This window comes from Peribacillus sp. NPDC097675, assembly GCF_050277655.1.
Taxonomy (GTDB): domain Bacteria; phylum Bacillota; class Bacilli; order Bacillales; family DSM-1321; genus Peribacillus.
Window position 1 is genome coordinate 142,176 of record NZ_JBNNSK010000010.1, and the last position, 24,695, is coordinate 166,870.

Genomic DNA, 24,695 nt, shown 5'->3' on the forward strand with positions numbered 1-24,695 from the left:
GGAATTATATTAAGTAGTGCGCTATTACCTTGTATGAGCGAAAAAACCTAGGTTTTTAGTACCTTATTTATGCTAAAATTACTCATTTATCTTAACAATTTATGTATATATACGATATTATTAACATTATATCGATAAAATTGAACTAGGAGTGAGTTAATTATCAAAACAAAGTGGTTAATGGTTGGCGTAGTTACCTTAGGATTAGTGTTATTTTCAAGTGGAGGATTTCCAGGTTCGACTGCTGAAGCAAGCAGTAGTAAATGGAGCGTAAATTATTATCCAAAACTTAACTTCAAAGGAACGGCTGTCATGAAGACGGTAAGCGATATCAATTTTGCCTGGGGCACTAAATCTCCAGCGGCGAAGATTCCTGTCAACAAGTTTTCGGCTAAATTAACGAAAACACTTACGGTTAAAGAGGGTGCGAAATATCGTATCTCCGGAAAAGCAAATGATGGTGTCAGAGTCTATGTAAATGGTAAGAAACAAGTAGATTACTGGAAAGATGGGTCGCACTCTTTTGCCAAAGATCTTATGTTGGCAAAGGGAGATCATAAGGTTGAAGTTCAATATTATGACCAAAACGGCAGTGCCTACTTGAATGCGGACATTAAGAAAGTATCGGACCCCATCCCGACAGACAAATGGACTGGTTTGTTTTTCCCAAGTTCTAACTTTTCGGGAACGCCAGTAAGTACCACGGCTAGTAATCTAAAGTTTTCTTGGGGATCGAAAGCTCCGATTGTTGATATAGCAAAAGGTACATATTCGGCCATCTATCAAAAGAAGGTAGTCGTGAATAAAGACATGAAATATGTGTTAATGGGGAAAGCTAATGATGGTGTCCGCATTTATGTGGATGGGGCAATGGAAGTGAACGAGTGGAAGGACGGAACGCGTAATTTTGAAAAGAACCTCACGTTGAAAAAAGGGACTCATACAATAAAAGTAGAATACTATAATAAAAGTGAAAGTGCGCAATTAATTGTTAACCTAAAGGAATCCAAAGATGTTACGCCACTTGAGAGGTGGGCAGTGACCTTATATGATCAGCAGGACCTGACTGGTAACAAGGTCTATCAGAGTGCTTCTACACTGGATTATGATTGGGGCACGAAAAAACCGGCTAATGGAATTCCGGTCAATCATTTTTCGGCGATATACGAAAAACGGACAAATCTGACAAGCTCGGGTACGTATATCCTATCGGGCGGTGCTAATGATGGAGTGCGGGTTTATGTGGATGGAACAAAAATGATAGACCAGTGGAAAAACGGGACGCACCCCTTTAACATAGAGATGAATCTGGATGCTGGCATTCACATCATCAAAGTGGAGTACTATGATAATACGGGTTTTGCTAAGGTTAAGGTCGATTTAAAAGAGAAATCGAATATAACCAGGGCAGCGAAGACAGGGTATGCCGTATCATTAGATACAGCTTTGGCGAAGCAAATGTCGACTAATCCGCAAACGGATAAAAAGTACGCAGCCTATATCCCTGCAAGCAGTGTGAAATTGGCCTCTACCAAGACGAGCGGGACAACGAAGGAAAAGGTAAATATCATTACTACGGATTCCAGGAAGTTAGGCACGTTATCAAAGGATTCGAAGGTAACAATTCAAGATGATAAAACGATTAATAAAAAGAAATACTATAAGATTGCGACGGGATGGGTCAGTGCCTCCCAAAGCGATACGAAGTATTATATGAATCCGGAGAACTTCTTAAGTACGGATGAATCTTATTATCAATTTGCTAAACTATCAACTTTTTCAGCTTTAAGTGAAAATGAAATCAACCAAAAAATCCTTTATAATCGGGGAATCCTGAAAGATCAAGCAAATTCCTTCCTACAGGCTGGTTTCAAGTATGGCGTGAACGAAATTTACCTTATTTCCCACGCTAATCTTGAAACGGGTAGAGGGGGTTCCAGATTGGCGAATGGAATTAAGGTGAAAACGAAAACAGATAGTACGGGCAATATCATCTATGCAGCTAATAAGGAAAAAGAGATTGTCATACTGCCGGATACTGCAAAGGACTATGAAGAGAAGGTCTACAATATGTATGGGATTGGTGCGTATGATAGCTGTGCCATTGAATGCGGTGCGAGAAGGGCGTTTAATGAAGGCTGGACAACTCCAGGTAAGGCTATCGTAGAAGGCGCGCAATTTGCTGCTGAAAACTATATTTACGCAGGTCAGGATACCCTTTATAAAATGAGGTGGAATCCAGAGCAGTTAGCGGCGAAGGGATATGCAACCCATCAATATGCCAGTGACATTGGCTGGGCTGTGAAGCAGACAAGAAACTATGCAGAGCTTTATTCTCTACTCAATAGTTATACAATCGTGTATGATGAGCCAAGTTATCAATAACGCAAAAAAGGGTGCCCGGACGGGTACCCTTTTTGGCGTTATTGAACATTAGAAGAGGCGACATACCAGATCGTTTTTGAACCTGTTACTTGGATCTTGTACCAATTGAATAGGTTGGCAGCATTGTTGTCTTCTATCGAACTTTCTACAATCTTGAAACTTGTTCCTTTTTTAAAGATTTGCTTTTTGGAGCTGGTTGTCGAAGGCTCATTTCTGAAAGTAGAATCTTTCTCCAATGTGAGAGATTTCCCTTTTTTATATAACTGGGTTGAACATGTTTGCTTAGGTGTACTTAATATGTCCTCAACATTGAAGATAAGAATACCGTTGTCATTAATCTTGATATCTACATCATTTTTGGTGAATACATATGGAGAGACATAGGCTTGATCATTCATTAATTGATAGACTTTCGCCTGATAGGGATCTTTTGCAGCTGGATGGTTCCGTTTCGATAAACCATTATAGGCCATGATGGGGAAGTACCAGTTTTCTAGCATCTCTGTATTGTACTGGTTGACCTTAGGCAGTATAGGCTTCTTAGCATTGGCATAGTCCCATTTCTTCAACAGGATCTCTACACCAGCCTGAATATTATACTCCGTATCATACATCACTTTATCCCAGTCATAGCTTTTGTCTTCTTCTGATTGGGGTGTAATTTGCATGATTCCGTACCCCTTATCGAAACTTTTAAATACATTGCCGTCATCTGTGAATTGACGCCACTTTCCATTCTCCGTTTTGGCGATGGCTTTAACCACCTCAGGCGGAATGTTCTTTTCAATCGCCTTCTTCGTTAGCAAGGTTTTTAATTCTTTCGTACTTAGAAACATGTCGGACATGATTGTTGTTAATTTTTGCTCCAATAAGTTCTTTTCGGTTGAAGGTAGGGTTTTAATTTCCTTCATAATGGAATCATGGATTTCTGGGGCCTTTGCATTAGAATTCCCAGGGGAAATTAACCTGTCCAAGGTATCATACTCTGACTGAAGGGCAATCCAGTCGCCAAGACTATCTTTTTTTTGGAGCTCCCTTTTTACAAGCTCCTTTTGAATCGCCGCGAATTCTTTCTTTAGCTGGTTTTTCTGTTTTGCATTAGGGATCGTGTCGATATAGAGAATGACACTTTTGTAGTGCGGCAGGATCTTAGCGTTAGAAGCATTCATATTATTCTTCGTTTCGTTTATGGCTTGTTTCACCGTCGAAACCGTTTTTAACTGAACTTTATAATCTTCGACTGGTTGGATATATATCGCTGTCATCTTTTCTTTTGTCTTGAATCCTTTTACCTTAGTGACCTTTGAAGATTGCTTGTCAAAGGTCGCTGTAAGGGAGAGATAGGCATTATGTGCTGATTCTGTGTATGGACCGGTTTTCAAGGCCTTTTCAAGTGCCAATCGTTTATTGTCTATTTCTTTCCCAGCCTTAACCGCCGTGATATAGATTTTACCGGTGTCTATTTTTGTCTTCACTTTTTTGAGGCGGTCGTTATACTTGGTTTTCGCCTTGCTTTTTGATAGCTTTTTTACTTCCTTTTGAGCTGTTGTATATGTACTGTTTGCCGCTTTATATTCTTTTTCCGGCAGGTTTTTCCCGGTAGCTTTCCCAGGGAGATAACTCAAATTATATAAAGTGGAAGCTGCCTCTTCCGCATTGGCGACCGTGGCCTCTGTTTTGGAAACGGCGTGCGTCGAACTTGGCGGTAGAAGGACAACTAAGAGAAAAAGGGTAGAGAGGGTAAGAAATAGTTTTTTGATTTGTATCAAGAAATGGTACCTCCTAGTGAAATAGTCTCTGATACTATTATTCTACCAGAAAATACATTAATTAACATAAAAAACCACCCCTGTGTGCATACGGGGTGGCGAAAGAATCTACTATCCTATTGAAATCAATATCCATCTACTTTTTTCGAAAATAGAAAGTCGACTAGCTTCTTGCTAGAATGGCCGTCGGAATACTGATTCCATTTTTGCTTAAAGGGAGGAACTTTTTCTATTTGATAATCTGCGGTGCGAATTTTTTCGAGAAGTTCTTCTGTTGTCGTGACAATGGGCCCTGGCATCGAAGACGGGTAATCTTCCCAAAAGCCACGTTCTTCTTCATATTCTTGTAGGTCATAAGCAAAGAAAATCATGGGCTTTTGCAAAATGGAAAACTCAAACGGAATCGATGAGTAATCCGTTATGAGAAGATCTGTGCTTATGAGTAGCTCGTTCACATGAAAATCTTCAGTTATGGGATACACGAATCCAGGAAACTTAAGCTCGACATCATGTTCAGTTTTAACCGCTGGATGGAGTTTGAGCAATAGGGCGTAATTTTCACTCTGTAATTCCTTGTAAAGCATTGCTAAATCTAGCGCAATCTTTCCCGAATTTAAGTCGGCGTTTCGGAAAGTCGGGGCATACAAGATGATTTTCTTATTCTCAAGTTCGGGATATTTCGTTAATAATGCCTGTCTTGCATCCTGTTTCGCTTCTTCATTATAAAAGAAGTCTGTGCGAGGTATCCCGGTTCTTAGTATACGAGAATCCGGCAACTGAAAACTTTCCTGGTAAATCTCGGCCATTTTTTCAGAACCCGTCGTGACATAATTAAATTGGTGATAGACATTTAAAAAACGTTTTCTTGCCCTGGCTGAACGGGCTTGAATGGAAGGGTCCTTGGCGCCAAACTTCTTGACTGCACCTGCCGCATGCCAAACTTGTACACGGATGACGGGCTTTTTAAATGTTATAGCCGAGAGAAAGCCAAAGTAGTTATCCATGATGATCCACTTGGATGTGGCCAGATGATAAATGGAGCGGATCATGGCTATGATATGTTTGGTTTCAAACGGAAGGACGATGGTTTTCCCATCGTCCTTAACTTGTATATGGCTGCTCGATTTTATTAAGAAAACTTTTTGAAGAGTGAGACCCTGCTCGTCCATTTCCTCTGAGATGTGTTGACAGTTATCTCCGAAAGAAGTGACAAAGGTCGTTTTATCTTTTAATGGAAAGAGCTTGAAAATAGAGAAAAATAGTTTAAAACATACCAAGTAGATATTTATCGCGAGTTCCCTAGCCATTGGTAACTTTTAAAAGATCATCTTTAATTTGTGAAGTGGATATTCCGATTGTTCTTGGCAAGTATACGACTTCACAAACTTCGGCTAGTTCATCGAATTTGCCTTTCCAGTCATCGCCCATGACAAAAACATCTACATCTTCACGAATGATATCTTCCCTTTTTTGTTCCCAAGTGTTTTCCGGGATCACTTCATCCACATAGCGAATGGATTCAAGAATCATTTTTCTGTTTTCAAAGCTATGGTATGATTTTTTATCTTTTAATGCATTAAATTCATCCGTGGAAATAGCAACGATTAAATAATCTCCTAAATCTTTAGCGCGTTTAAGTAGATTAATATGTCCCCAATGAAGTAAATCAAAGGTTCCGTATGTTATAACTTTTTTCATGTTTGTTCCTCCTATTTAACGAAAATTTATATATTTACTCTGAATGTCGATATTAAGAATATAGTGAAAAATTAGCCTATCATCTATGGGCCATTTGATGGTCGCATTCATTATACCGCATTAAATTTACAATTGGGCCACAAAATTTTTACAATCCTGTTGAATTTATAATATCTTTGTTCAATTTGGATATCATTTTACAGTTAAATCGGTTGTTATTCAAGGATTACTATTTATTTCACGAAGCTATCAATCGATGATGGTACATGTATGGATACTTCTCCTATATATTATTTTATTTTCTTTGTTGTGGAATGATAAATGTGACCTTGTGTAATGTATGTTTGAATTTGCGTTAGTGAAATCCTATAATAATATTACTTAATGCTGGCATGTAATTGAGAGGGGAAATTCTTCCGTATGGAGAGTAATGTTTTGAAGAATAGAAAGACGATGAGTGTACGCCTGGAAAATGGCGTATATTACATGAAAGTGGCCATTGAGCAGACCTTTTTGGAAGGCATAGAAGATTTCTCTTTTATATTAACGAATCGGTATAACGAAGATGATATCATCAACTTGGAATTTGTGAAAAAGGAACAAACGCATGAGTATCTTATATTTGAGGTAACGGTGCCGTTCAGCTCACATACGGATAAATTTCTTGATGGTGAAATGTGGGATCTTCATATTGTAAGGAAGATAGAGGAAGATGCAGTTAAATCTAGAATCAGTTCTCAAGATCGGCAATTAAATATGCTTTCCATCGTTCTTGAGAATCGCAAGAAAATGTTTTATCCGTTCTCAACTAAAAAGGGGAACCTTTCCTTTTATGCGAATGACTATAAACTCTTTTCCATGTTTGATGCACTGAAACTGCAGAAGGACGGTACCCTGGAGTTTTCCGGTTTTTTTAACTATCCACCTTTATTTCAATTGAAGAAGTACACGTTCGGTCAGATTAACATGCTTGTTCGGAATAATAGAACCGATGAGGAAACGGTGGTCCCTTTGCAAAATGTGTACCGTATGGATTTGGTCGAAAAGTATAGTGGAAGTCATCTACCGAAGAAGATCGGTTTTAAAGGCTCCGTTAATCTCCTTGATAAAATAGACTATGACGAGGCTAAGTATTTCTCTTTCTTCGTAGTGCTTGATTATCAAATCGACGGCATTCAAGATCAGCTAACCAGTTTAAGGATGAAATGTAGCTCGCTTGAAAATCTTCCGAGCAGAAGCATTCTGACACAGGCTGGGAAAAAGGTTCAAGTTAAAATTAAAGCAACAAAAATTTCGAAATATTTCTCTCTATCCGTTTCCCGGTACAACTTCAAAACCGAGGTCGTCCAAGGTTTGAGAAACAAATGGGTGAGGACCCGTCGAAGCAAGCGCATTAAAGGATGGTACAAAGCTGCGTTTGCAATCGCCAGCCGGCTCCTGCCGGCCAATAAAAAGTTGGTAGTCTTCGAAAGCTACCATGGTAAGCAGTATAGCGATAGCCCAAGGGCAATATATGAATACATGAAGGAACATTATCCGGATTATACAATGATCTGGAGTGTGGACCGTGCTTCTATGAAGTATTTTGCTCAAAAAGACGTCGAGTATGTCAGACGATTTTCGATGCGTTGGCTTTTGATCATGACCAGGGCGAAATACTGGGTGAATAATGTACGTTTTCCGCTTTGGATCCCAAAGCCAAAACATACGGTTTACGTCCAAACCTGGCATGGTACGCCACTTAAACGACTCGCGATGGACATGGATGAAGTGCATATGCCTGGAACGAATACGAATAAATATAAAGCGAATTTCCTGAAGGAAGCGAGCAATTGGGATTACTTGGTATCTCCGAATGCCTATTCAACGGAAATATTCAAACGCGCGTTTCAGTTCGATAAGGAAATCATCGAGTCGGGTTACCCACGAAATGATTTCCTGCATACCTGTAATGATGAAGAAACAATCAAGGAACTGAAAAGGAAATTCAATCTTCCGCTTGGTAAGAAACTTATTCTGTATGCACCGACTTGGAGAGACAATCAGTTTTTCCAGAAAGGAAAGTACAAATTCAATCTAGAACTGGATTTGGCAAGAATGCGTAAAGAACTTGGTGACTCATATATCGTCATTATGCGTATGCATTATTTAGTGGCCCAAAATATGGACCTCAGTGAATTTGATGGTTTTGCGTATGATTTCTCTCATCTAGAAGATATTCGGGAGCTTTATCTGATATCTGATATACTGGTAACCGATTATTCTTCCGTATTTTTCGATTATGCGAATTTAAGAAGGCCGATGGTTTTCTTTACGTATGACATCGAGGATTACCGCGATAATTTAAGGGGCTTTTATTTTGATTTTGAAGAAAAGGCGCCTGGTCTTTTAACAAAAACGACCGAAGAGCTGATCGCAGAGGTTAAACATATGGAGAGCAACCATTTTAAGTTGAGCGAAAGATTTGAAGAGTTTTATCAGAAATTCTGTTATTTGGAATCCGGTCAATCTGCTAAACGTGTTGTAGAAGAAGTGTTTGAAAAAGGCACGAAATGATACGGATGGTAGGAAGATCGTGAATAAACCGGCTGTCTACCAGCTGGTTCTTTTTTTGAAAGGAGAAAGGTATGTCATCGATAGTAAGAAAGGTGAAGGGGTTACTCACCAACGCATATAAATTAGCTTTCACGCTGGCAGGGAAGGTGCTGCCGGTCAATCGAAAGCTTGTTATCTTTGAAAGCTTTTTAGGAAAACAATACAGCTGTAATCCACGTGCAATATATGAATACTTGCAGAGCAATCATCCTGAATATAAAATGTATTGGAGTGTCGATAAAAGGTATACGGCGTCATTTGAAGAGGCGGGCATTCCCCATCTCAAACGATTTTCGGTAGGATGGTTACTTAAGATGACGCGTGCCCATTATTGGGTGACAAATAGCAGGATGCCGCTATGGATTCCTAAGCCGAATCATACCGTATATTTGCAAACATGGCATGGTACGCCATTGAAGAAACTTGCATCAGACATGAAGGAAGTCCATATGCCTGGGACGACGACGGAGAGTTATAAAGAGAATTTCCATGCAGAATCAAGAAAATGGGATTATCTTATTTCTCCGAATACCTATTCCAGCGAGATTTTTGCTCGGGCTTTTAATGTCGACCCCTCTACAATTCTGGAAACCGGTTATCCACGCAATGATTTACTGTATAATGGGAATAATCGTGATACAATCGATTCATTGAAACAGAAAATAGGATTACCGGTGGAAAAAAAGGTCATTTTATATGCCCCCACTTGGAGAGACGATGAGTTTTATAGCAAAGGGAAATATAAATTTGAAATAAAACTGGATCTGGATAAAATGAGACAGGAAATAGGGGAGGAGTATGTCATTCTACTTCGCCTTCATTATTTAATATCTGAGAACTTGGATTTGTCAGCTTATCAAGGTTTTGCCTATGATTTCTCGAGTTATGAAGATATCAGTCATTTGTATCTTATTTCAGATTTATTAATAACGGACTATTCATCAGTTTTCTTTGATTACGCAAGTTTACAGCGACCGATGTTGTTCTATGTATATGATATAGAAAAGTACAGGGACAAGCTTCGAGGGTTTTACTTTGATTTTGAAGGAACGGCACCAGGTCCGTTAGTAAGGTCGTCGGATGCCGTCATTGCAAGCATCAAGGCGATGGAATTGGAGAAGCCCATGCAGTGGGACCAATTCCATGAGAAGTTTTGTGCATTAGAGGATGGTCAGGCTTCCCGCCGAGTCGTAGAAAAAGTGTTTTTAGGAAGGTCTGTGTAATATATGAGTTCAGCTTTGACCGTTTTAAAAGAGCAAATCAATAATTTCTATTTGGTTAGACGATTGTCAGCCTATGAAATGAAAAGTGCCAACAGCAATAACTACTTGGGAATATTTTGGGAAATCATCAATCCGATGATTCAGATTGCGATTTATTGGTTCGTGTTCGGGTTTGGGATCTTCAATCGTGAAGATGTGGATGGCCATCCGTTCTTACCATGGCTGATGGCGGGGATCGTTGTCTGGTTCTTCGTGAACCCAGCCACGACTCAGGCGTCCAAATCCATCTATTCGAGATTGAATATGGTGTCCAAGATGAACTTTCCCATGAGTGTCATTCCTTCTTATGTCATTATTGCTAAGTTGTATCAGCACTTTATGTTACTAGCAGTCATCATCATCCTTTTAGCGTTCACGGGGTTTGTCCCGACGTTTTACATCATTCAACTGCCATATTACATCGTTGCGACGGTAGCGTTGCTGTTCTCGTTCGGATTGATTACCTCGACGTTATCAACTGTCATCCGTGACGTGCACAATATGATTCAGTCGCTAATGAAAATCTTGTTTTATTTAACACCCATTCTTTGGATACTAGATGCAACCGAGTATCCGATAATCGCCAATATTATGAAGCTAAATCCGCTATACTATATAGTGAAAGGGTATCGCGCTTCGTTATTGGGGGAATCATGGTACTTCATCGGGCATTGGGAATACACACTTTATTTCTGGGCAGTCGTACTCGTCTTCTTTTTGATAGGTTCCTCGCTGCATGTTAGATTTAGAGATCGCTTTGTTGACTTTAAGTAAACTGGAAGTGAGATATTGGAAAAATCGGTAATTGTCAAAAACGTAACGAAGAAATATAAATTATATAATAAAAATTCGGAAAAAATTCTCGACCTCCTTTTGCCCAAAAGCTATGGAGAAGAATATTATGCGCTGAGAAACGTTAGCTTTGAAGCGGAAAAAGGTGACGTCATCGGATTTGTCGGGGTCAATGGCTCCGGGAAATCCACGTTATCGAATATCATTGCCGGGATTGTACCACCAACGGATGGAAACGTCGTGACGAATGGTAAAACGGCATTGATTGCCGTTTCATCCGGTCTTAACAATCAATTGACCGGGAGAGAAAATATCGAATTGAAAATGCTGATGCTCGGATTCGATAAAAAGCAGATCCGTGAGCTGGAGCCTGAAATCATCGAGTTTTCGGAACTGGGCAAGTTCATCGACCAACCGGTAAAATCTTATTCAAGTGGGATGAAATCCAGACTTGGATTCTCGATTTCAGTTCATATCGATCCGGATATCCTGATCATTGACGAGGCTTTGTCTGTCGGAGATAAAAACTTTGCTGAAAAGTGTTTGGAAAAGATGAATGAATTCAAAGAAAAAGGCAAGACGATGTTCTTCGTCAGCCATTCGATCGGTCAGATGAAGAAATTCTGTTCGAAGGCGTTATGGCTCGAATATGGGGAAGTTAAAGCATATGGCACGATGAAAGAAGTCATGCCTCAATATGAAACGTTCTTGAAGGAATATAAAGCGATGTCCAAAAAGGAACAAAAAAAATACCGCGAAGAACAAATGGAGAAACGCAGTCAAGCAACGGTATAAGGAACAGGCAGACTCAAACCTTGGGTCTGCCTGTTTTAGCTCCTCAAAATAGGGATATAGAGTAACCGCAAAAAAGACGGTCACCCTAAAAAAGAATGATATCCTTTCTTTCTAGATGCCGTTCACCGATAATGGTAACAAGCAAGAAGGTCGCGGTGTAGTCTACAATGGGTTTTGGAACGGCTAATGAGAAGATGAGACATGCAATCGGGATCGGTAGCAATCATTACTAAAACCGCCTTGCATAAAATTTCCCTCATATGATCTGTATGAAAAAAATCTAGAATAATACCCGACCCTCAAGTTGTATAGTACATATGAAAGGCTGAAAAATTATGAGCGAGAAACTTGTGGAAATCCTAACGATTCCCTTTATAGATACGAATATGGATGAATTTATACATCAGATGATTCTTCCAAGAATAAGAAATCAAGAAAAAACGTTTGTCGTAACGGCAAATCCTGAAATTGTGGAATATGCAAATGAACATCAGGATTATAAGGACATCATTACGAAAGCGGACTACATTACGCCAGACGGAATCGGGATTATCATGGCTTCTAAATGGCTGAACCAACCGCTACAGGAGAGAATCACCGGATTTGATCTAATGAATGAGCTCTTCTCCATTGCCAACGAACAAGCCTTAAAGGTGTATTTATTGGGAGCGGAAGAATCCGTGATCGAAAAGGCGGCCTCGAAGGTCCATCAGCAGTATCCTGGTATCAATCTGATCGGATATCACCACGGTTATGTGGATATAGAGGACGAAACTTTGGCACAATCGATAGCGGATCTTGAGCCGGACATCATCTTGACGGCCTTGGGCTTTCCAAGGCAGGAAAAGTGGACATCGCTCCACTATCCATTGTTTAAGAAAGGCCTTTTCATGGGAGTCGGAGGAAGCTTCGATGTGCTTGCAGGAAAGGTGAATCGAGCACCCCTTCTATGGCAAAAGATGCGCCTTGAATGGCTGTACCGGCTGATTCAGGAGCCTTCCAGATGGAAGAGGATGCTCGTGTTGCCGGTGTTCGTATTCAAGGTTAGGCGGAAAAGGAGAAAGCTTCAGCGTTCCTAATCATAAGAAGTGGACTGGATGAGGATCTTGAAAGTAACGCAGAAAATGAAACGGGCACCGGTATGTTTCATTTTCTGGCCCGCATGCTGGAGATGGTAGCAGAAGGCGTGTATCAGAACACATGGTTTTGGATAAGGAATTATCTAGCCATGTGTTCTTTTTAGGGTGTAGTGAGGATATAAAATAGATATACTCGCTTGCGGACATGACCTTGCTGACACCAATAAGCGAGAGTTTTCCTTTTGTTAAGTTGGAAGTGCTGGACTACCAGCACTTACGAGCGAGGTCGTTGGATGAGAAAGAGATTCTGGAAAAAGTATATGATTTAAAACATTCTTGCAACCTATGATATGCAAAATACAGAAAGTTGACAAAGATAGGATATTTTTTACATAAATTTGCAAAAAACAACTTTCCTATAGAGATTTTGCCTAAAAACATATATAATATTTATTTGAGGATGAATATTAATTAAGTAATGAAATATATAGTTTGTTTTATAGATTATTAGGGTATTAGATTTTAAGTTGAATAGAGGTGGTTCTTGATGTTAATAGGGGCCTTATTTGTAGCATTCTTTTTATCTATTCTTTTGACTCCATTTGTCGGGAAACTCGCCTTTAAACTTGGAGCAACCGACAAACCGAATGAGAGAAAAGTTCACGTAAAAATTATGCCACGTATGGGTGGTTTAGCAATATTTTTGAGTTTTTTGATTACCTTACTCATTTTCACGGATGATTTGTTAGGACAGTTGCCACTTATAGTCGGCGCTATAGTCATCATATTGATTGGTGTTTTGGATGATATATATGAACTAAGGGCCGCGCCTAAGTTTTTAGGTCAGATATTAGCCGCTCTCATCATTGTGTTATGGGGCGGACTTGAAGTGGAATTTATTAATTTGCCATTTTTTACCGATACACTTGAGTTTGGTATTTTTAGTATACCAATCACTATATTATGGATCGTCAGCATCATTAATGCTATTAATTTGATTGATGGCCTAGATGGGCTTGCAGGCGGTGTCTCAACGATCGCCTTAGTGACGATTGCGACGATGGCCCTTATTAAAGGGGATTTATTTGTTGCGACGATCGCCTTGATCGTCATTGGAAGTACACTTGGATTCCTGAAGTACAATTTTCACCCCGCAAAAATCTTCATGGGTGATACAGGTGCACTATTCCTTGGTTACATCATTGCGGTTCTGTCTTTACTTGGATTCAAAAACGTAACGATGATTTCCTTGATTGTACCGATCATCATCTTGGGTGTACCGATTTCGGATACATTTTTTGCAATCATTCGCCGGGTCGTTAATAAACAACCGATTTCGGCTGCTGACAAATCGCATTTGCATCATTGCTTATTAAACTTAGGATTCACCCATAAGCAGACAGTTATACTCATTTATGCGTTAGCGGCGTGCTTTGGACTTGCTGCCATCATCTTCTCCTTTGCTACCCTTTGGGGAGCGTTGATTCTTGTAGCAGGTATCCTCGTGCTCATTGAGATTTTAGTGGAGAAAATTGGGCTGGTCGGTTCCGATTATCAACCGTTGTTAAAAATGCTTAATTTTAAAAATAAATCATAACTTTTCAATGTCTGTATAAATAGCCTCTTATTATGGAGTATAAGTTTGATGAATGAATATAAAAGGCCTCCATAACGTATCTACACATACGTTCGTTTGGAGGCCTTTTATTATATTTTCGGTAAGAAAGCATCGTAGATGAGAGCTAGTTTATGGATATATACAAGAAACGAAGGGGGCTTTTCTGTGCTTAATTCATATATACAGAAAATCAAGGGGAAAATATCAAGACTGAATATACCTAATAATCCACCGGAATCTCAACTATCTAAAGTCATAGATCATCCGGGTGAAGTCGAATTTTATGTGGAAATAACTAACGAGTCTGTCCCAAAACCAAAGAAAACAACCGTATCACTTGAACTACATAATCGAAAGAAAGAAAAGGTGTATCAACAAGTGGGAAGATTGGTAGAAGAAAATTCCGATCACTATTTATATGCTTTCACGATAAATAAAGAAGAACTTAAGTTAGAAAAGAAAAAGCGAAATTATGATGTGTTTATTGGGGTAGAAGGGAAGACAGCGCGTCTTCTATTGAAAAATGATTATCAGGAGCAAAAATTGAATTCGTTTTTCGAATCGAAAAACTACATGTTCATCATGAATGTCAGTAAAGATAACGAGGTCTTTTTCAGGGCGGGGTATAAAAATAAAATCAATGCCATCTATGATATCCCGAATGTCATTCATGCCGTGAATTATAACGGGCAGGAAATTCTTGTAGAAGGGGAAATTCACCATCACTTCTTTAAAGAGAAATTCCCGGAATCAGACTATTTCTTTACGTTCAAGAAGAAGAATGGAATGTATCTAAAGGCACCTTTAAATATTGAAGGAAACAATTTCACTGCGAAAATTGATATGGATATGTATCCGATGTTTCCAAAAGGCAAGTGGGATTTATCTATTATGGTCGTACATGAAAACGATGAGTTCTTTTATCCATGCTATGTGAGTGATTTGCAGGAGAAAAACGAGCTTTGTGAATTCCAAGTGCCACGGTACAAAGATGCGATACTTGTTAAAGTAGAATCAAAACATGGGAAACTTTCAGCAAAGACCTCTCTTATCAATATTATGGCCAGTAAGATAGTAGCAGATTTTAAAGAGACGGTAGTGGACTTATCCCTTGAATTTAATCCACCAATTTTCCATGAGATTTTTGCTGAAAAAGGAAGCGATTTCTATATTCGTCTAAGAGAAAGACAATCAAATGAATTTATTGATGTCCCTGTTAAACTTTCCAATAAAGATGAAATCGTGTACGTACATACTTCTATTGAGTTGGAAAAGTTCCTGGCTGGGTCCCTTGAGTGGTCGAAAAAGCTGGATGTCTATATTAGTCGTAAACTGGGGGATTCTTTATTTTATAATATTAGAATCAAACTGGATGAGGAAGAGACAGCACTCGATCTAGAAAGCCAATACAAAACGCACTATTTGGACGAGTACTATTTTGGTGAATTTTATCCAACCATGTATGGCAACCTTTCCTTTAGGTTTGCCAAAATGCCATTTCATCGGGATGCCCATACTTTCTATATGGAAGATAATCAACTCGTCATTGAAGGAAATGCCCTGTTCGATATTCCAAACAGTACGGAAACCTGCGAGTTTAACCTTTGCTTAACGAATCGGCAATCCGAAGAGTTCTTTGAGTTGCCATTAGAAATGGTCGGTGGAAGCGATCCAGATCACAATGGTTTTGTTTGTAAGGTACCGGTAATGGAATTAGGAAAGCTTGTGTCGGAATTCAAAGAAATCACTGATTTATTCATTGTGTTAAAAGGGGACCAATTTTATCGTAAAGTTAAGCTTGGGTTAAAGGAATTTGATTATTTTAAGGATCACGTTTTATTGACCTTCCAAGGGATGCATGACAAAGCCGACCATGTGGTTGAGTATCATTTAACGACTACCCCTAAAGGAAACTTGAAACTTGAGAGCTTTTTATATGAAAAAGAGATCTATAATGAGATTCAAGAATTCCAAATGAAAGAAACGGATGAAGAAATCTGGATAGTCGGAGAACGACCGGATACTGCTCAAGATAATGGGTATCAGTTCTTTAGGTTCATGAGAGATAACTATCCTGAAGTGGAAGTCTATTATGCAATTGATCCTAAGGCAAAGGATAAGGAACGATTGGAAGACCTAGATCATGTACTTGATATCGGTAGCAGGGAGCATATAGAGAAATGCTTACGGGCCACTAAACTCATTGGGACGCATGACCTAGAATACTTCCTCCCTTTCAAGGGGATCAAAATGAAAAATTACCAAAAAGCACATAAGATATTTCTTCAACATGGTGTGTTAGGTAGGAAAAACGTCGAATATCATAAGAAATTTTATAAATATCCGTTTGATTTGTTTATCGTTTCCTCTGAACATGAAAAGAAAATGGTCGTAAAAGAATTCGAGTACCTAGAGGATGAAGTCATCGTAACAGGTCTCTCCCGCTTTGATAAATTGCAGGAAAATCACCATCCTAAACGGGAAATTCTTTTGATACCAACTTGGCGTGAATGGATTACCAATGAAGAGAAGCTCATGAACTCGCTTTATTTCGAAAAATACATTGGATTTTTACAATCTGCGAAACTACAATCGTTGCTAGAGGAACATGATTTAAGGCTTAATTTCTATCCTCATTATCGGATGCAGGAATATATGGCGGACAATGTTAAGTTCGAAACATCGAGAATTCAGTTGGTGGAACTAGGAACGAGGACAGTGCAGGATCTCCTCAAAGAAAACAGCGTCATGATTACGGATTTCTCTTCCGTTTCATTTGACTTTACTCTATTGGGTAAACCGGTGATTTATTATCACTTCGATCAGGATGTATTCTTCGCGAATGGTATTTTAAGGCCGATAGAAGAGACATTCTTAGGAGATGTCGTCTATACGGAGGAAGATCTGTTAGCCAAGCTAGAAGAGGTCATTAGGCAAGGTTTGAAGGAAAGAAATGACGTAGCTTTGCGAAAAGAGCTAATCTTTACGTATATTGATACGAACAATAATGAACGGATCTTGAAACATATCTTGGAAACAACGATTAAAAGGTAAGATAGGAAATTACCTGTTGGAATAAGAAAATCCCCACATCAATTGATGTGGGGATTTTCTTATTCCATCTCTGATTCAACAGCTTCCGCTTGACTGGTAGTTTTTGTCGGTCCCAAATTCAAGTGGGATTTTAACTGCTGCTTAATATTTTCAACGGAGGTTTCGTTTAATTGATAGTAATAGGTACCATTGATGGTAGAATCGGTTCCCTCGAGCTTGACCGTTTCAAGATTAAGGCCATTGTCTGCCGTCACATATTTGATGAACCCTTTGATTTGTGAAAATTGAAGGTTCGTTGTCATGTTGTCGCCTACAGCTTCCATAACGTTGGTATACTTCGTTAATGCTCCAACGGTAGTTGCTTTGGACATTATAGCTTTCAGAACTTCCTGCTGACGTTCACCGCGTTGGATATCGCTATCCTTCTTACGTGTCCGGGCAAAGGCCAATGCTTCTTCCCCATCGACAGTCTGTAATCCTTCTTCTAGATGAATGGCATTCTTTTTATCATGGGAATCCATTTCGTTCATTTCATAAGGAACGTCAACTTTAATCCCATCTAAAGAATCCACGACATCGATGAACGCATGAAAGTTCATTCTGACATAGTAATCAACTGGTATGTCAAACAATCTCTCAACCGTGTCCATTGTAGCTTTAGGACCACCGGCTGCGTGTGCTGCATTGATTTTCGTTGTCACTCCTTTTTCGGGCACGTACACATAGGAGTCACGTGGAATGCTTAAGAGCTTGATTGATTTCTGATCTTTATTGAATGTAGCTAGAATCAAAGCATCTGAGCGGGAATTTCCTTGATAGTTACGTTCATCACTGTCATCAATTCCGATGAACAGGATGGAGAAGTTATCTTCGAGCGGGTCTACCGCTTCATCTCGCTTGGCTGAAGCTGCAACAGGGTCGTAGGAACCGTCGAAAACGTTCTGTGCTTTTACATATAACGTTGCGGCATACGTAGTAGCGCCTAAAGCGAGAACCAACAGGGGGACTAGAAATAACCAAAGCCTCTTACGTCTTTTCTTCTTCGTTTTCTTGATTTTATAAACACGTCTAGTAGTAGACATCTTTTCTTCTCCTTTTAAATAGCAGATATGAATTGCTATTCTTCGAATCCTTCAGATATATATCGTCATGCATTACACTTAATTTTACATGGATTTCACGAATTCGTAAAATAAATATTTCTTTTTCAAGTGAAATATAGTAAAAAAAGGTAGTGAAGCATCTTAAATGAGCTCCTCTTCCAAGTACAGCATTTCGCCTTCCGTTATGCGGCCTTGGCCATTCGTCAGCTCAGTCATCCAATTTATATACGTTTCTTTTTGTCCTTCCTCCACATAAACAAGGAGAACGACTTGATCTAGATATTGGATATCTTTCATTTGATAAATCGAGGATCGTAAAGCATTTTCTACTTTTCCGAGCCATGTATACTCGATGCTAGTGGAGATGACGCGCATTAATTTACGTACGACAACACCTGTCGTGTTGATGCCTTCCGAAGTGGCTTTGCTATAAGCGCGGATGAGTCCTCCGGCTCCAAGCTTGATGCCCCCGAAATAACGCGTCACTACGACGGCTGTATCTTTCAAATCTTTTTTCTTAAGCACTTCAAGGATTGGAACGCCTGCAGTGCCACTTGGTTCTCCATCATCAAGGGCTTTTTGAATTTGATTTTGTTCGCCAATCATATAAGCTGAACAATTATGGGTAGCATCTTTATGCCTTTTCTTTATTTCTTGAATAAAGTCCTGTGCTGCTTCTTCAGTTTCGACTCGGGCGACATGGGAAATGAACCGAGATTTATCAATGACGATTTCATGTTCCCCACGTCCTTTTACCGTTAAATATTGAGGGAGCATGGCTATTTCACCTTCGTTCTTTCTATATAATTGATTAATTATAAGTCTTAGCATAAAAACTGGCAACGAAGATTGACATAAATTCGACATGTGTAAAGAAACTTTAATATAAGAAAAATTTGTACGTGTTATAATTAATTTTATTGACTGTCCATCTTTCATATTCGTATATTTATGCTTAAAAGAATATCTTTATGGCTAAATCAATGCGTTTGACCCTATAATCTTGACTATTCCTGATAGAGTTCTCGCATATAAGGAATTATGCCATTTTAGTAATTGTTCTATTTCGTATAATAATTAAAGAAGTAGAATATTTATTTTGTTGAACAAGATAATTCTGCATTGGGCCGTTTATTCTCATTTATGTAAAGACCCATAAGCTCGAAGTATGCTAAATATGTATATTTTGTGAAATTCCATTCTGTAATGTGACGTATTTTTCTTCTTTTTTTGGTACAATATGTTCATGAAGGTTTCTTCTTATAAGTTTCCTGCTGTAATTTAAACATTCATGAATTGGGGAAAAGGATTTTTTTCCGTATACATAGTCTAAATGACAACAACATGGTTAAAGTGTGTTGATTTAAGTGGAGGGATCTTGATGTCCATACACAAGGTTGATGCTAAAGCATTGGACATGATCTTAGAAACAATGGTAAGCACGGTTAGTGAAAGCCGAGATGAAGTCTTTGATATCGAAGAACAATGTCGAAAAGATTTTGAGTCACTAACAAAAGAGCTTGAAGATGTGAAAATTAGAGTGGCCATTATGATAAACGACAGCGATTCACTGGATTCCAAAGCAAGATTTGCTCGAAAAAGGCTTTCAGAAGTCAGTATGCACTTCAACCAGTTTTCTGAGGAACAGGTTCGCGATGCTTATGAAAGGGCTCATAAGTTACAAGTCGATTTACAAATGAACAGGCAGCTGGAAAAAGAACTACGTAATAGACGGGATGAACTTGAACTCAGGTTAAAAGGGTTGCAACAGACAATAGAAAAAGCCGCACATCTTGTCTCGCAGATTTCCGTTGTACAGAACTATTTAACACAAGACTTGAAGTTTGTTGGGGAAGCCCTTCAAGAAGCCAAGCGTAAGCAAGACTTCGGCTTGAAAATCATCGAAGCCCAGGAGCAGGAACGTAAAAAACTCTCACGGGAAATTCATGACGGTCCAGCGCAAATGCTGGCCAATGTGATGATGCGTTCGGATTTAATTGAACGTGTACAACGGGAGAGAGGCCCTGAAGAAGCGCTTGTGGAAATTCGCAGTTTAAAAGTCATGGTACGGAATGCATTGTATGAGGTGCGCCGAATCATCTATGATCTTCGTCCTATGGCACTAGATGATTTGGGACTCGTTCCTACTCTCAGGAAATATCTGCAAACGACCGAAGATTATAATACCAATAGTGGCGTTCGGTTGAATTTTGTGAATATCGGCCAGGTCATAAGATTACCCTCCGATATGGAAGTCGCTTTGTTCCGACTGGTCCAAGAGGCCGTGCAAAATTCACTAAAGCATGCTCAACCCCAACAAATCCAGGTCAAACTTTCCATTTCCAAAGAGTTGGTGACCGTCGTCATTAAAGATGACGGAAAAGGATTTGATGCGGCCATCCAAAAAGAGGGCTCTTTCGGCTTGGTTGGAATGAGGGAAAGAGTCGAGCTCCTTGAGGGAAGCATGACGATAGACTCGCAACCAGGGGCAGGAACGATGGTATTGATCCAAGTCCCTTATGAATTAAAATAGACAACCAAATGCAGAAGCATTTAAATAGAAATTAGGAGGAAGAAGCCGTTGAAGACTAGTATCATCATTATCGATGACCATCAGCTTTTCCGCGAAGGCGTTAAGCGTATTTTAGATTTTGAATCATCCTTTGACGTTGTCGCCGAGGGCGATGACGGAAGCGAGGCTATGGACCTCGTCGAAGAGCACAAACCAGATGTTGTCATCATGGATATCAACATGCCGAATATGAACGGGGTAGAAGCAACGAAGATGCTTGTACAACGTTATCCTGATACGAAGGTCATCATTTTATCAATTCATGATGATGAAAACTATGTGCAGCATGCATTGAAGACAGGAGCACAAGGCTATCTGTTGAAAGAAATGGACGCAGATGCGTTGATCGATGCGGTTCGTGTTGTTGCAGAAGGCGGTTCATACCTGCATCCGAAAGTGACACACAACCTGGTCAAGGAATATCGTCGTTTAGCCGCTGAAGAAGGCGCTGATCGCGACTCTCTACATGCTGTGGAAATCAGAAGACCCCTTCACTTATTGACTCGACGCGAGTGTGAAGTCCTTCAACTTTTAGCTGACGGAAAAAGCAACCGTGCAATCGGTGAAACGCTTTATATCAGCGAAAAAACCGTCAAGAACCATGTAAGTAACATTCTTCAGAAAATGAATGTGAATGACCGCACGCAAGCTGTTGTCATGGCTATTAAAAACGGCTGGGTCGAAGTGAAATAAATGTTTGAATAGACTATCCGGTTCTTCAGATTACGCATTGCGTAAGGAAGGACCGGTTTTTTATTTCCTTATTTTTACACAAGAAAGGTATTAATGCAAATGAAGGCATTTTCCTATAGAATGTTGAATAAGTGTATAGAGTAAATATGTATAAGGATGGTACTTCACTATGAAAACGGCAGTCGTAACAGACAGCACTGTATATCTACCTAAAGAGACGCGCGAACGATTACATATACATATGATGCCGCTTAATGTGATTTTCTCGAACGAAGCCTACCGAGAAGAAGTGGATATTACAGCGGATGAGTTTTATGAGGAAGTAAAAAAGCAGGACAAGCTTCCGACCACCTCGCAGCCTCCTGTTGGTTTGTTTGTCGAGAAGTTTGAAGAACTGAAAAAAGAATATGATGATGTCATCTCGATCCATTTGTCGAGTGGAATAAGTGGAACGTACCAAGGAGCAATATCTGCCGGTGATATGGTCGAAGGGATACGCGTTCATGCCTTTGACTCCGAAATCAGTTGCCGGGTTCAAGGGTTTTATGTTCTTGAAGCAGCACAGATGGCGCTTGAAGGAAAATCGGTAGAGGAAATCATGGCGAGACTTCAGGAAATGAAACAGTCCATCCGGGCCTATTTCATGGCAGACGATCTATCTCATCTGCAACGTGGTGGACGCCTAAGTAGTGCGCAAGCATTGATTGGCAGCCTGCTTCAAGTGAAACCTGTTCTTCACTTCGTTGACAAGGTCATAGTCCCGTTTGAGAAAATCCGCACGAGAAAAAAAGCGATGAAACGGATTGCGGATCTACTCGGGGAAGACGCAGCAAGCGGTCTCCCGTATAGAGCGGTCATCATTCATGCCAAGCGTGAAAAGGAAGCGAAGGAATGGCAAGCAGAACTGGAAAAGAGATTCCCGAATGTTGAGTTCGATCTTAGCTACTTTGGTCCGGTAATCGGCACGCACCTGGGCGAAGGTTCGATGGGGATGGGCTGGTACAAACTATAAATAAAGAGCGTCTTTCCAAATGGAGAGGCGTTTTTTTGCGAAAAAAAAAGGGATTATCATGGAGAGAGCGAATTTTAATCAGGAGTGTATCATCTTATGAAAGAAGGTTGAAATGTGAATACTCCCCCCTATTCAAAAGAACTTCAAAATCACCTCGCAGGACGGCTGCTGCTGGCAGCGGAAATCCCCTTTTCTCCAGGACTCCTTACTGAACAAATCAAGCTGGGTCATGTCTCGGAAATACGTGGAGTGCAGCGCGAGAATGGACGCTTCGCATGTATAAGGTGTGGAAACAAGGATTCCACTTTGTTTTATACGTTTCCATGTAAAATATGCAATCTGGATTGTACCTATTGCCGGTCCTGCATCATGATGGGACGGGTCAGTGAATGTACCCCATTATACGGTTGGACAGGTCCTCCCCTCAGTTTCTCCATACCCGATAAAGTCATGGAATGGGAGGGTACACTTTCTGCTGGTCAGCAAACGGCCTCGGACCTGGTCGTTAAAGCAATCAGAGAGAAAGGGGAATTCCTCGTATGGGCTGTATGCGGAGCCGGGAAGACTGAGGTTCTGTTTGCAGGCATCGAAGCGGGACTGCTTGCTGGGAAGCGTATTTGCATCGCAACGCCACGTACCGATGTCGTACTTGAACTGGCGCCTCGGTTAAAACAAGCTTTCCCGGCGGTCGAAGTATCCGCCCTCTATGGCGGCAGTGAAGACCGGCATAAAGCAACCCCCCTTACCGTATCCACCACCCATCAACTTTTTCGCTTTTCAGAAGCCTTTGATGTCATCATCATTGATGAGATCGATGCCTTTCCCTACTCTATGGATCAATCGCTGCATTATGCAGTCCTTACATCAAAAAAACCTACCGCTATCACCATTTACCTAACGGCGACTCCCTCCAAACACATGCAACGATCCTACCGAACCGGAAAACTGCAAGCGGTGACCATTCCAGCACGATATCACCGGCAACCCATCCCTTTACCCGAAATGAAATGGAGCGGCAATTGGCAAAAGCAATTCCTCCAAAAAAAGATTCCTTCAGAAATCCAGAAATGGGTAAGGGATCGCCTAGAGAAAAAGACACCGCTTTTATTATTTTTCCCGAGCATCCAAGTGATGGAGCAGGTGCTTCCCCTTTTTCAAGAGTTGGAACCAAAATTAGAAGCCGTCCACTCGCAGCATCCAAAGCGAAAAGAAAGGGTGCAAGCATTACGGAATGGCGAGGTGCCGGGGTTATTGACGACGACCATCTTAGAAAGAGGCGTTACGATCGAACGGCTCGAAGTTGCGGTGATTGGTTCTGAACATGAGGTCTTTTCCGAGAGTGCCCTCGTCCAAATTGCGGGACGCGTCGGTAGAAGCTTTGCATACCCGAGAGGCACGGTTACATTTTTCCATTACGGAAAAAGCAGGGCGATGCTAGAGAGCATTCATCACATTTCCATGATGAATCAAGAGGCCAGGAAAAGGGGGCTACTAGATGCGTAGGTGCTTGTTTTGCGACGAAGAGATGGAAGAAGTCCTGACTTGGAGAAGTTTATTGCTGAGGCTTAATGCGAAAGTAATCTGTGAAGGATGTGAATCAAGACTTGCAAAGATAAGTGGTGAGACCTGCACAGTATGCTCACGGGAGCTGGATGAGAAGTTCCGGATGGGAGATCGATGTTTAGATTGTGTGAGGTGGGAAAAAGATGAGAAGTGGAAGGGATGTTTAACGAAGAACGTATCGATCTTTCATTATAATGACTACTTGAAAGACATCATTGCGAAATATAAATACCGTGGAGATTATGCACTGGCCGAAGCTTTTGTCCCCTTCTTAAGAGAGAAAATGAAGGAGATGGACTTTGAAATCATAACGGTCATCCCGCTTAGCGAAGAGCGTTTGAAGGAGCGAGGATTCAACCAGGCACAAGCTTTTACAGATTTATTATGCCTTGAAGCGTTGCAATTGCTAACGCGCGTTCATACCGAAAAGCAATCGAAAAAGTCCCGAAAAGAGCGAATTTCATTGCCCCAGGTTTTTCAAGTTACCCAAACGGACGTGATACAGAACAAATCGGTTTTGATTGTGGATGATATTTACACGACTGGATCAACGCTTAGGCATGCTGCTAAAATCTTGAAAATAGCTGGTGCAAGAGAAGTATCATCCATCACGCTAGCTAGGTAAAAGTAAGTATTTTTAAAAACCTTCTAAAGTATCGCTCGTAATACTCGATATATAAAGTACAAGAATATAGGCGAGGGGGA

17 protein-coding genes and 1 pseudogene are annotated in these 24,695 nt (G+C 40.3%); 13 read left to right on the plus strand and 5 right to left on the minus strand.

Annotation, left to right across the window (positions count from 1 at the left end; translation table 11 throughout):
- The first annotated feature begins 180 nt into the window (after positions 1-180).
- Positions 181-2,385: a PA14 domain-containing protein gene (locus tag ACQKL5_RS15810; RefSeq protein WP_427609839.1), complete on the plus strand. Its 2,205-nt coding sequence runs from the start codon at positions 181-183 to the stop codon at positions 2,383-2,385.
- Between the two features lie 38 nt (positions 2,386-2,423).
- Here the strand turns inward: ACQKL5_RS15810 and ACQKL5_RS15815 are convergent, their stop codons facing one another.
- The 3 genes from ACQKL5_RS15815 to tagD form a co-directional block, all read right to left on the minus strand.
- Positions 2,424-4,154, minus strand: coding sequence for a transglycosylase SLT domain-containing protein (locus ACQKL5_RS15815; RefSeq protein WP_427609840.1), 1,731 nt, complete (start codon positions 4,152-4,154; stop codon positions 2,424-2,426).
- A gap of 125 nt (positions 4,155-4,279) precedes the next feature.
- Complete coding sequence (locus ACQKL5_RS15820) at positions 4,280-5,461, minus strand: CDP-glycerol glycerophosphotransferase family protein (RefSeq protein WP_427609841.1); 1,182 nt, start codon at positions 5,459-5,461, stop codon at positions 4,280-4,282.
- On the minus strand, positions 5,454-5,852 hold the full coding sequence (tagD, locus tag ACQKL5_RS15825) for a glycerol-3-phosphate cytidylyltransferase (protein ID WP_427609842.1): 399 nt from the start codon (positions 5,850-5,852) through the stop codon (positions 5,454-5,456). The genes ACQKL5_RS15820 and tagD overlap by 8 nt, the downstream gene beginning before the upstream one ends.
- A 420-nt stretch (positions 5,853-6,272) precedes the next feature.
- On the opposite strand from tagD, the gene ACQKL5_RS15830 reads away from it, so the two are divergent.
- From ACQKL5_RS15830 to ACQKL5_RS15860, 7 genes and pseudogenes are all read left to right on the plus strand, one after another.
- Complete coding sequence (locus ACQKL5_RS15830; protein WP_427609843.1) at positions 6,273-8,408, plus strand: CDP-glycerol glycerophosphotransferase family protein; 2,136 nt, start codon at positions 6,273-6,275, stop codon at positions 8,406-8,408.
- Positions 8,409-8,467: 59 nt separating this feature from the next.
- Positions 8,468-9,670: pseudogene (locus tag ACQKL5_RS15835) on the plus strand (CDP-glycerol glycerophosphotransferase family protein); the annotation flags it as partial.
- Between the two features lie 3 nt (positions 9,671-9,673).
- Positions 9,674-10,483: an ABC transporter permease gene (locus ACQKL5_RS15840; RefSeq protein ID WP_427609844.1), complete on the plus strand. Its 810-nt coding sequence runs from the start codon at positions 9,674-9,676 to the stop codon at positions 10,481-10,483.
- A gap of 15 nt (positions 10,484-10,498) precedes the next feature.
- Positions 10,499-11,296: a teichoic acids export ABC transporter ATP-binding subunit TagH gene (tagH, locus tag ACQKL5_RS15845; protein WP_427609845.1), complete on the plus strand. Its 798-nt coding sequence runs from the start codon at positions 10,499-10,501 to the stop codon at positions 11,294-11,296.
- A gap of 335 nt (positions 11,297-11,631) precedes the next feature.
- Positions 11,632-12,375: a WecB/TagA/CpsF family glycosyltransferase gene (locus tag ACQKL5_RS15850; RefSeq protein ID WP_427609846.1), complete on the plus strand. Its 744-nt coding sequence runs from the start codon at positions 11,632-11,634 to the stop codon at positions 12,373-12,375.
- A gap of 547 nt (positions 12,376-12,922) precedes the next feature.
- Positions 12,923-13,972, plus strand: coding sequence for a glycosyltransferase family 4 protein (locus ACQKL5_RS15855; protein WP_427609847.1), 1,050 nt, complete (start codon positions 12,923-12,925; stop codon positions 13,970-13,972).
- 186 nt (positions 13,973-14,158) lie between these two features.
- Complete coding sequence (locus ACQKL5_RS15860) at positions 14,159-17,047, plus strand: CDP-glycerol glycerophosphotransferase family protein (RefSeq protein ID WP_427609848.1); 2,889 nt, start codon at positions 14,159-14,161, stop codon at positions 17,045-17,047.
- A gap of 59 nt (positions 17,048-17,106) precedes the next feature.
- Here the strand turns inward: ACQKL5_RS15860 and ACQKL5_RS15865 are convergent, their stop codons facing one another.
- Both ACQKL5_RS15865 and ACQKL5_RS15870 read right to left on the minus strand, forming a co-directional pair.
- The gene (locus ACQKL5_RS15865; protein WP_427609849.1) at positions 17,107-18,129 is read right to left on the minus strand and encodes an LCP family protein; all 1,023 of its coding nucleotides are present in this window, start codon (positions 18,127-18,129) and stop codon (positions 17,107-17,109) included.
- Positions 18,130-18,291: 162 nt separating this feature from the next.
- Positions 18,292-18,927 (minus strand): YigZ family protein, encoded by a 636-nt coding sequence (locus tag ACQKL5_RS15870; protein ID WP_427609850.1) that lies wholly within the window; start codon positions 18,925-18,927, stop codon positions 18,292-18,294.
- Positions 18,928-19,531: 604 nt separating this feature from the next.
- On the opposite strand from ACQKL5_RS15870, the gene ACQKL5_RS15875 reads away from it, so the two are divergent.
- The 5 genes from ACQKL5_RS15875 (at position 19,532) to ACQKL5_RS15895 (ending at position 24,615) form a co-directional block, all read left to right on the plus strand.
- The gene (locus ACQKL5_RS15875) at positions 19,532-20,683 is read left to right on the plus strand and encodes a sensor histidine kinase (RefSeq protein WP_427609901.1); all 1,152 of its coding nucleotides are present in this window, start codon (positions 19,532-19,534) and stop codon (positions 20,681-20,683) included.
- Between the two features lie 48 nt (positions 20,684-20,731).
- Positions 20,732-21,415 carry a response regulator gene (locus tag ACQKL5_RS15880; protein ID WP_427609851.1) on the plus strand — a complete coding sequence of 228 codons (684 nt, stop codon included), beginning with the start codon at positions 20,732-20,734 and terminating at the stop codon, positions 21,413-21,415.
- A 169-nt stretch (positions 21,416-21,584) separates the two neighbouring features.
- Entirely contained in the window at positions 21,585-22,427 is an 843-nt protein-coding gene (locus ACQKL5_RS15885) for a DegV family protein (RefSeq protein ID WP_427609852.1), read from the plus strand.
- Positions 22,428-22,541: 114 nt separating this feature from the next.
- Positions 22,542-23,930, plus strand: coding sequence for a DEAD/DEAH box helicase (locus tag ACQKL5_RS15890; RefSeq protein ID WP_427609853.1), 1,389 nt, complete (start codon positions 22,542-22,544; stop codon positions 23,928-23,930).
- On the plus strand, positions 23,923-24,615 hold the full coding sequence (locus ACQKL5_RS15895) for a ComF family protein (RefSeq protein ID WP_427609854.1): 693 nt from the start codon (positions 23,923-23,925) through the stop codon (positions 24,613-24,615). The genes ACQKL5_RS15890 and ACQKL5_RS15895 overlap by 8 nt, the downstream gene beginning before the upstream one ends.
- The last annotated feature ends 80 nt before the right edge of the window (positions 24,616-24,695 follow it).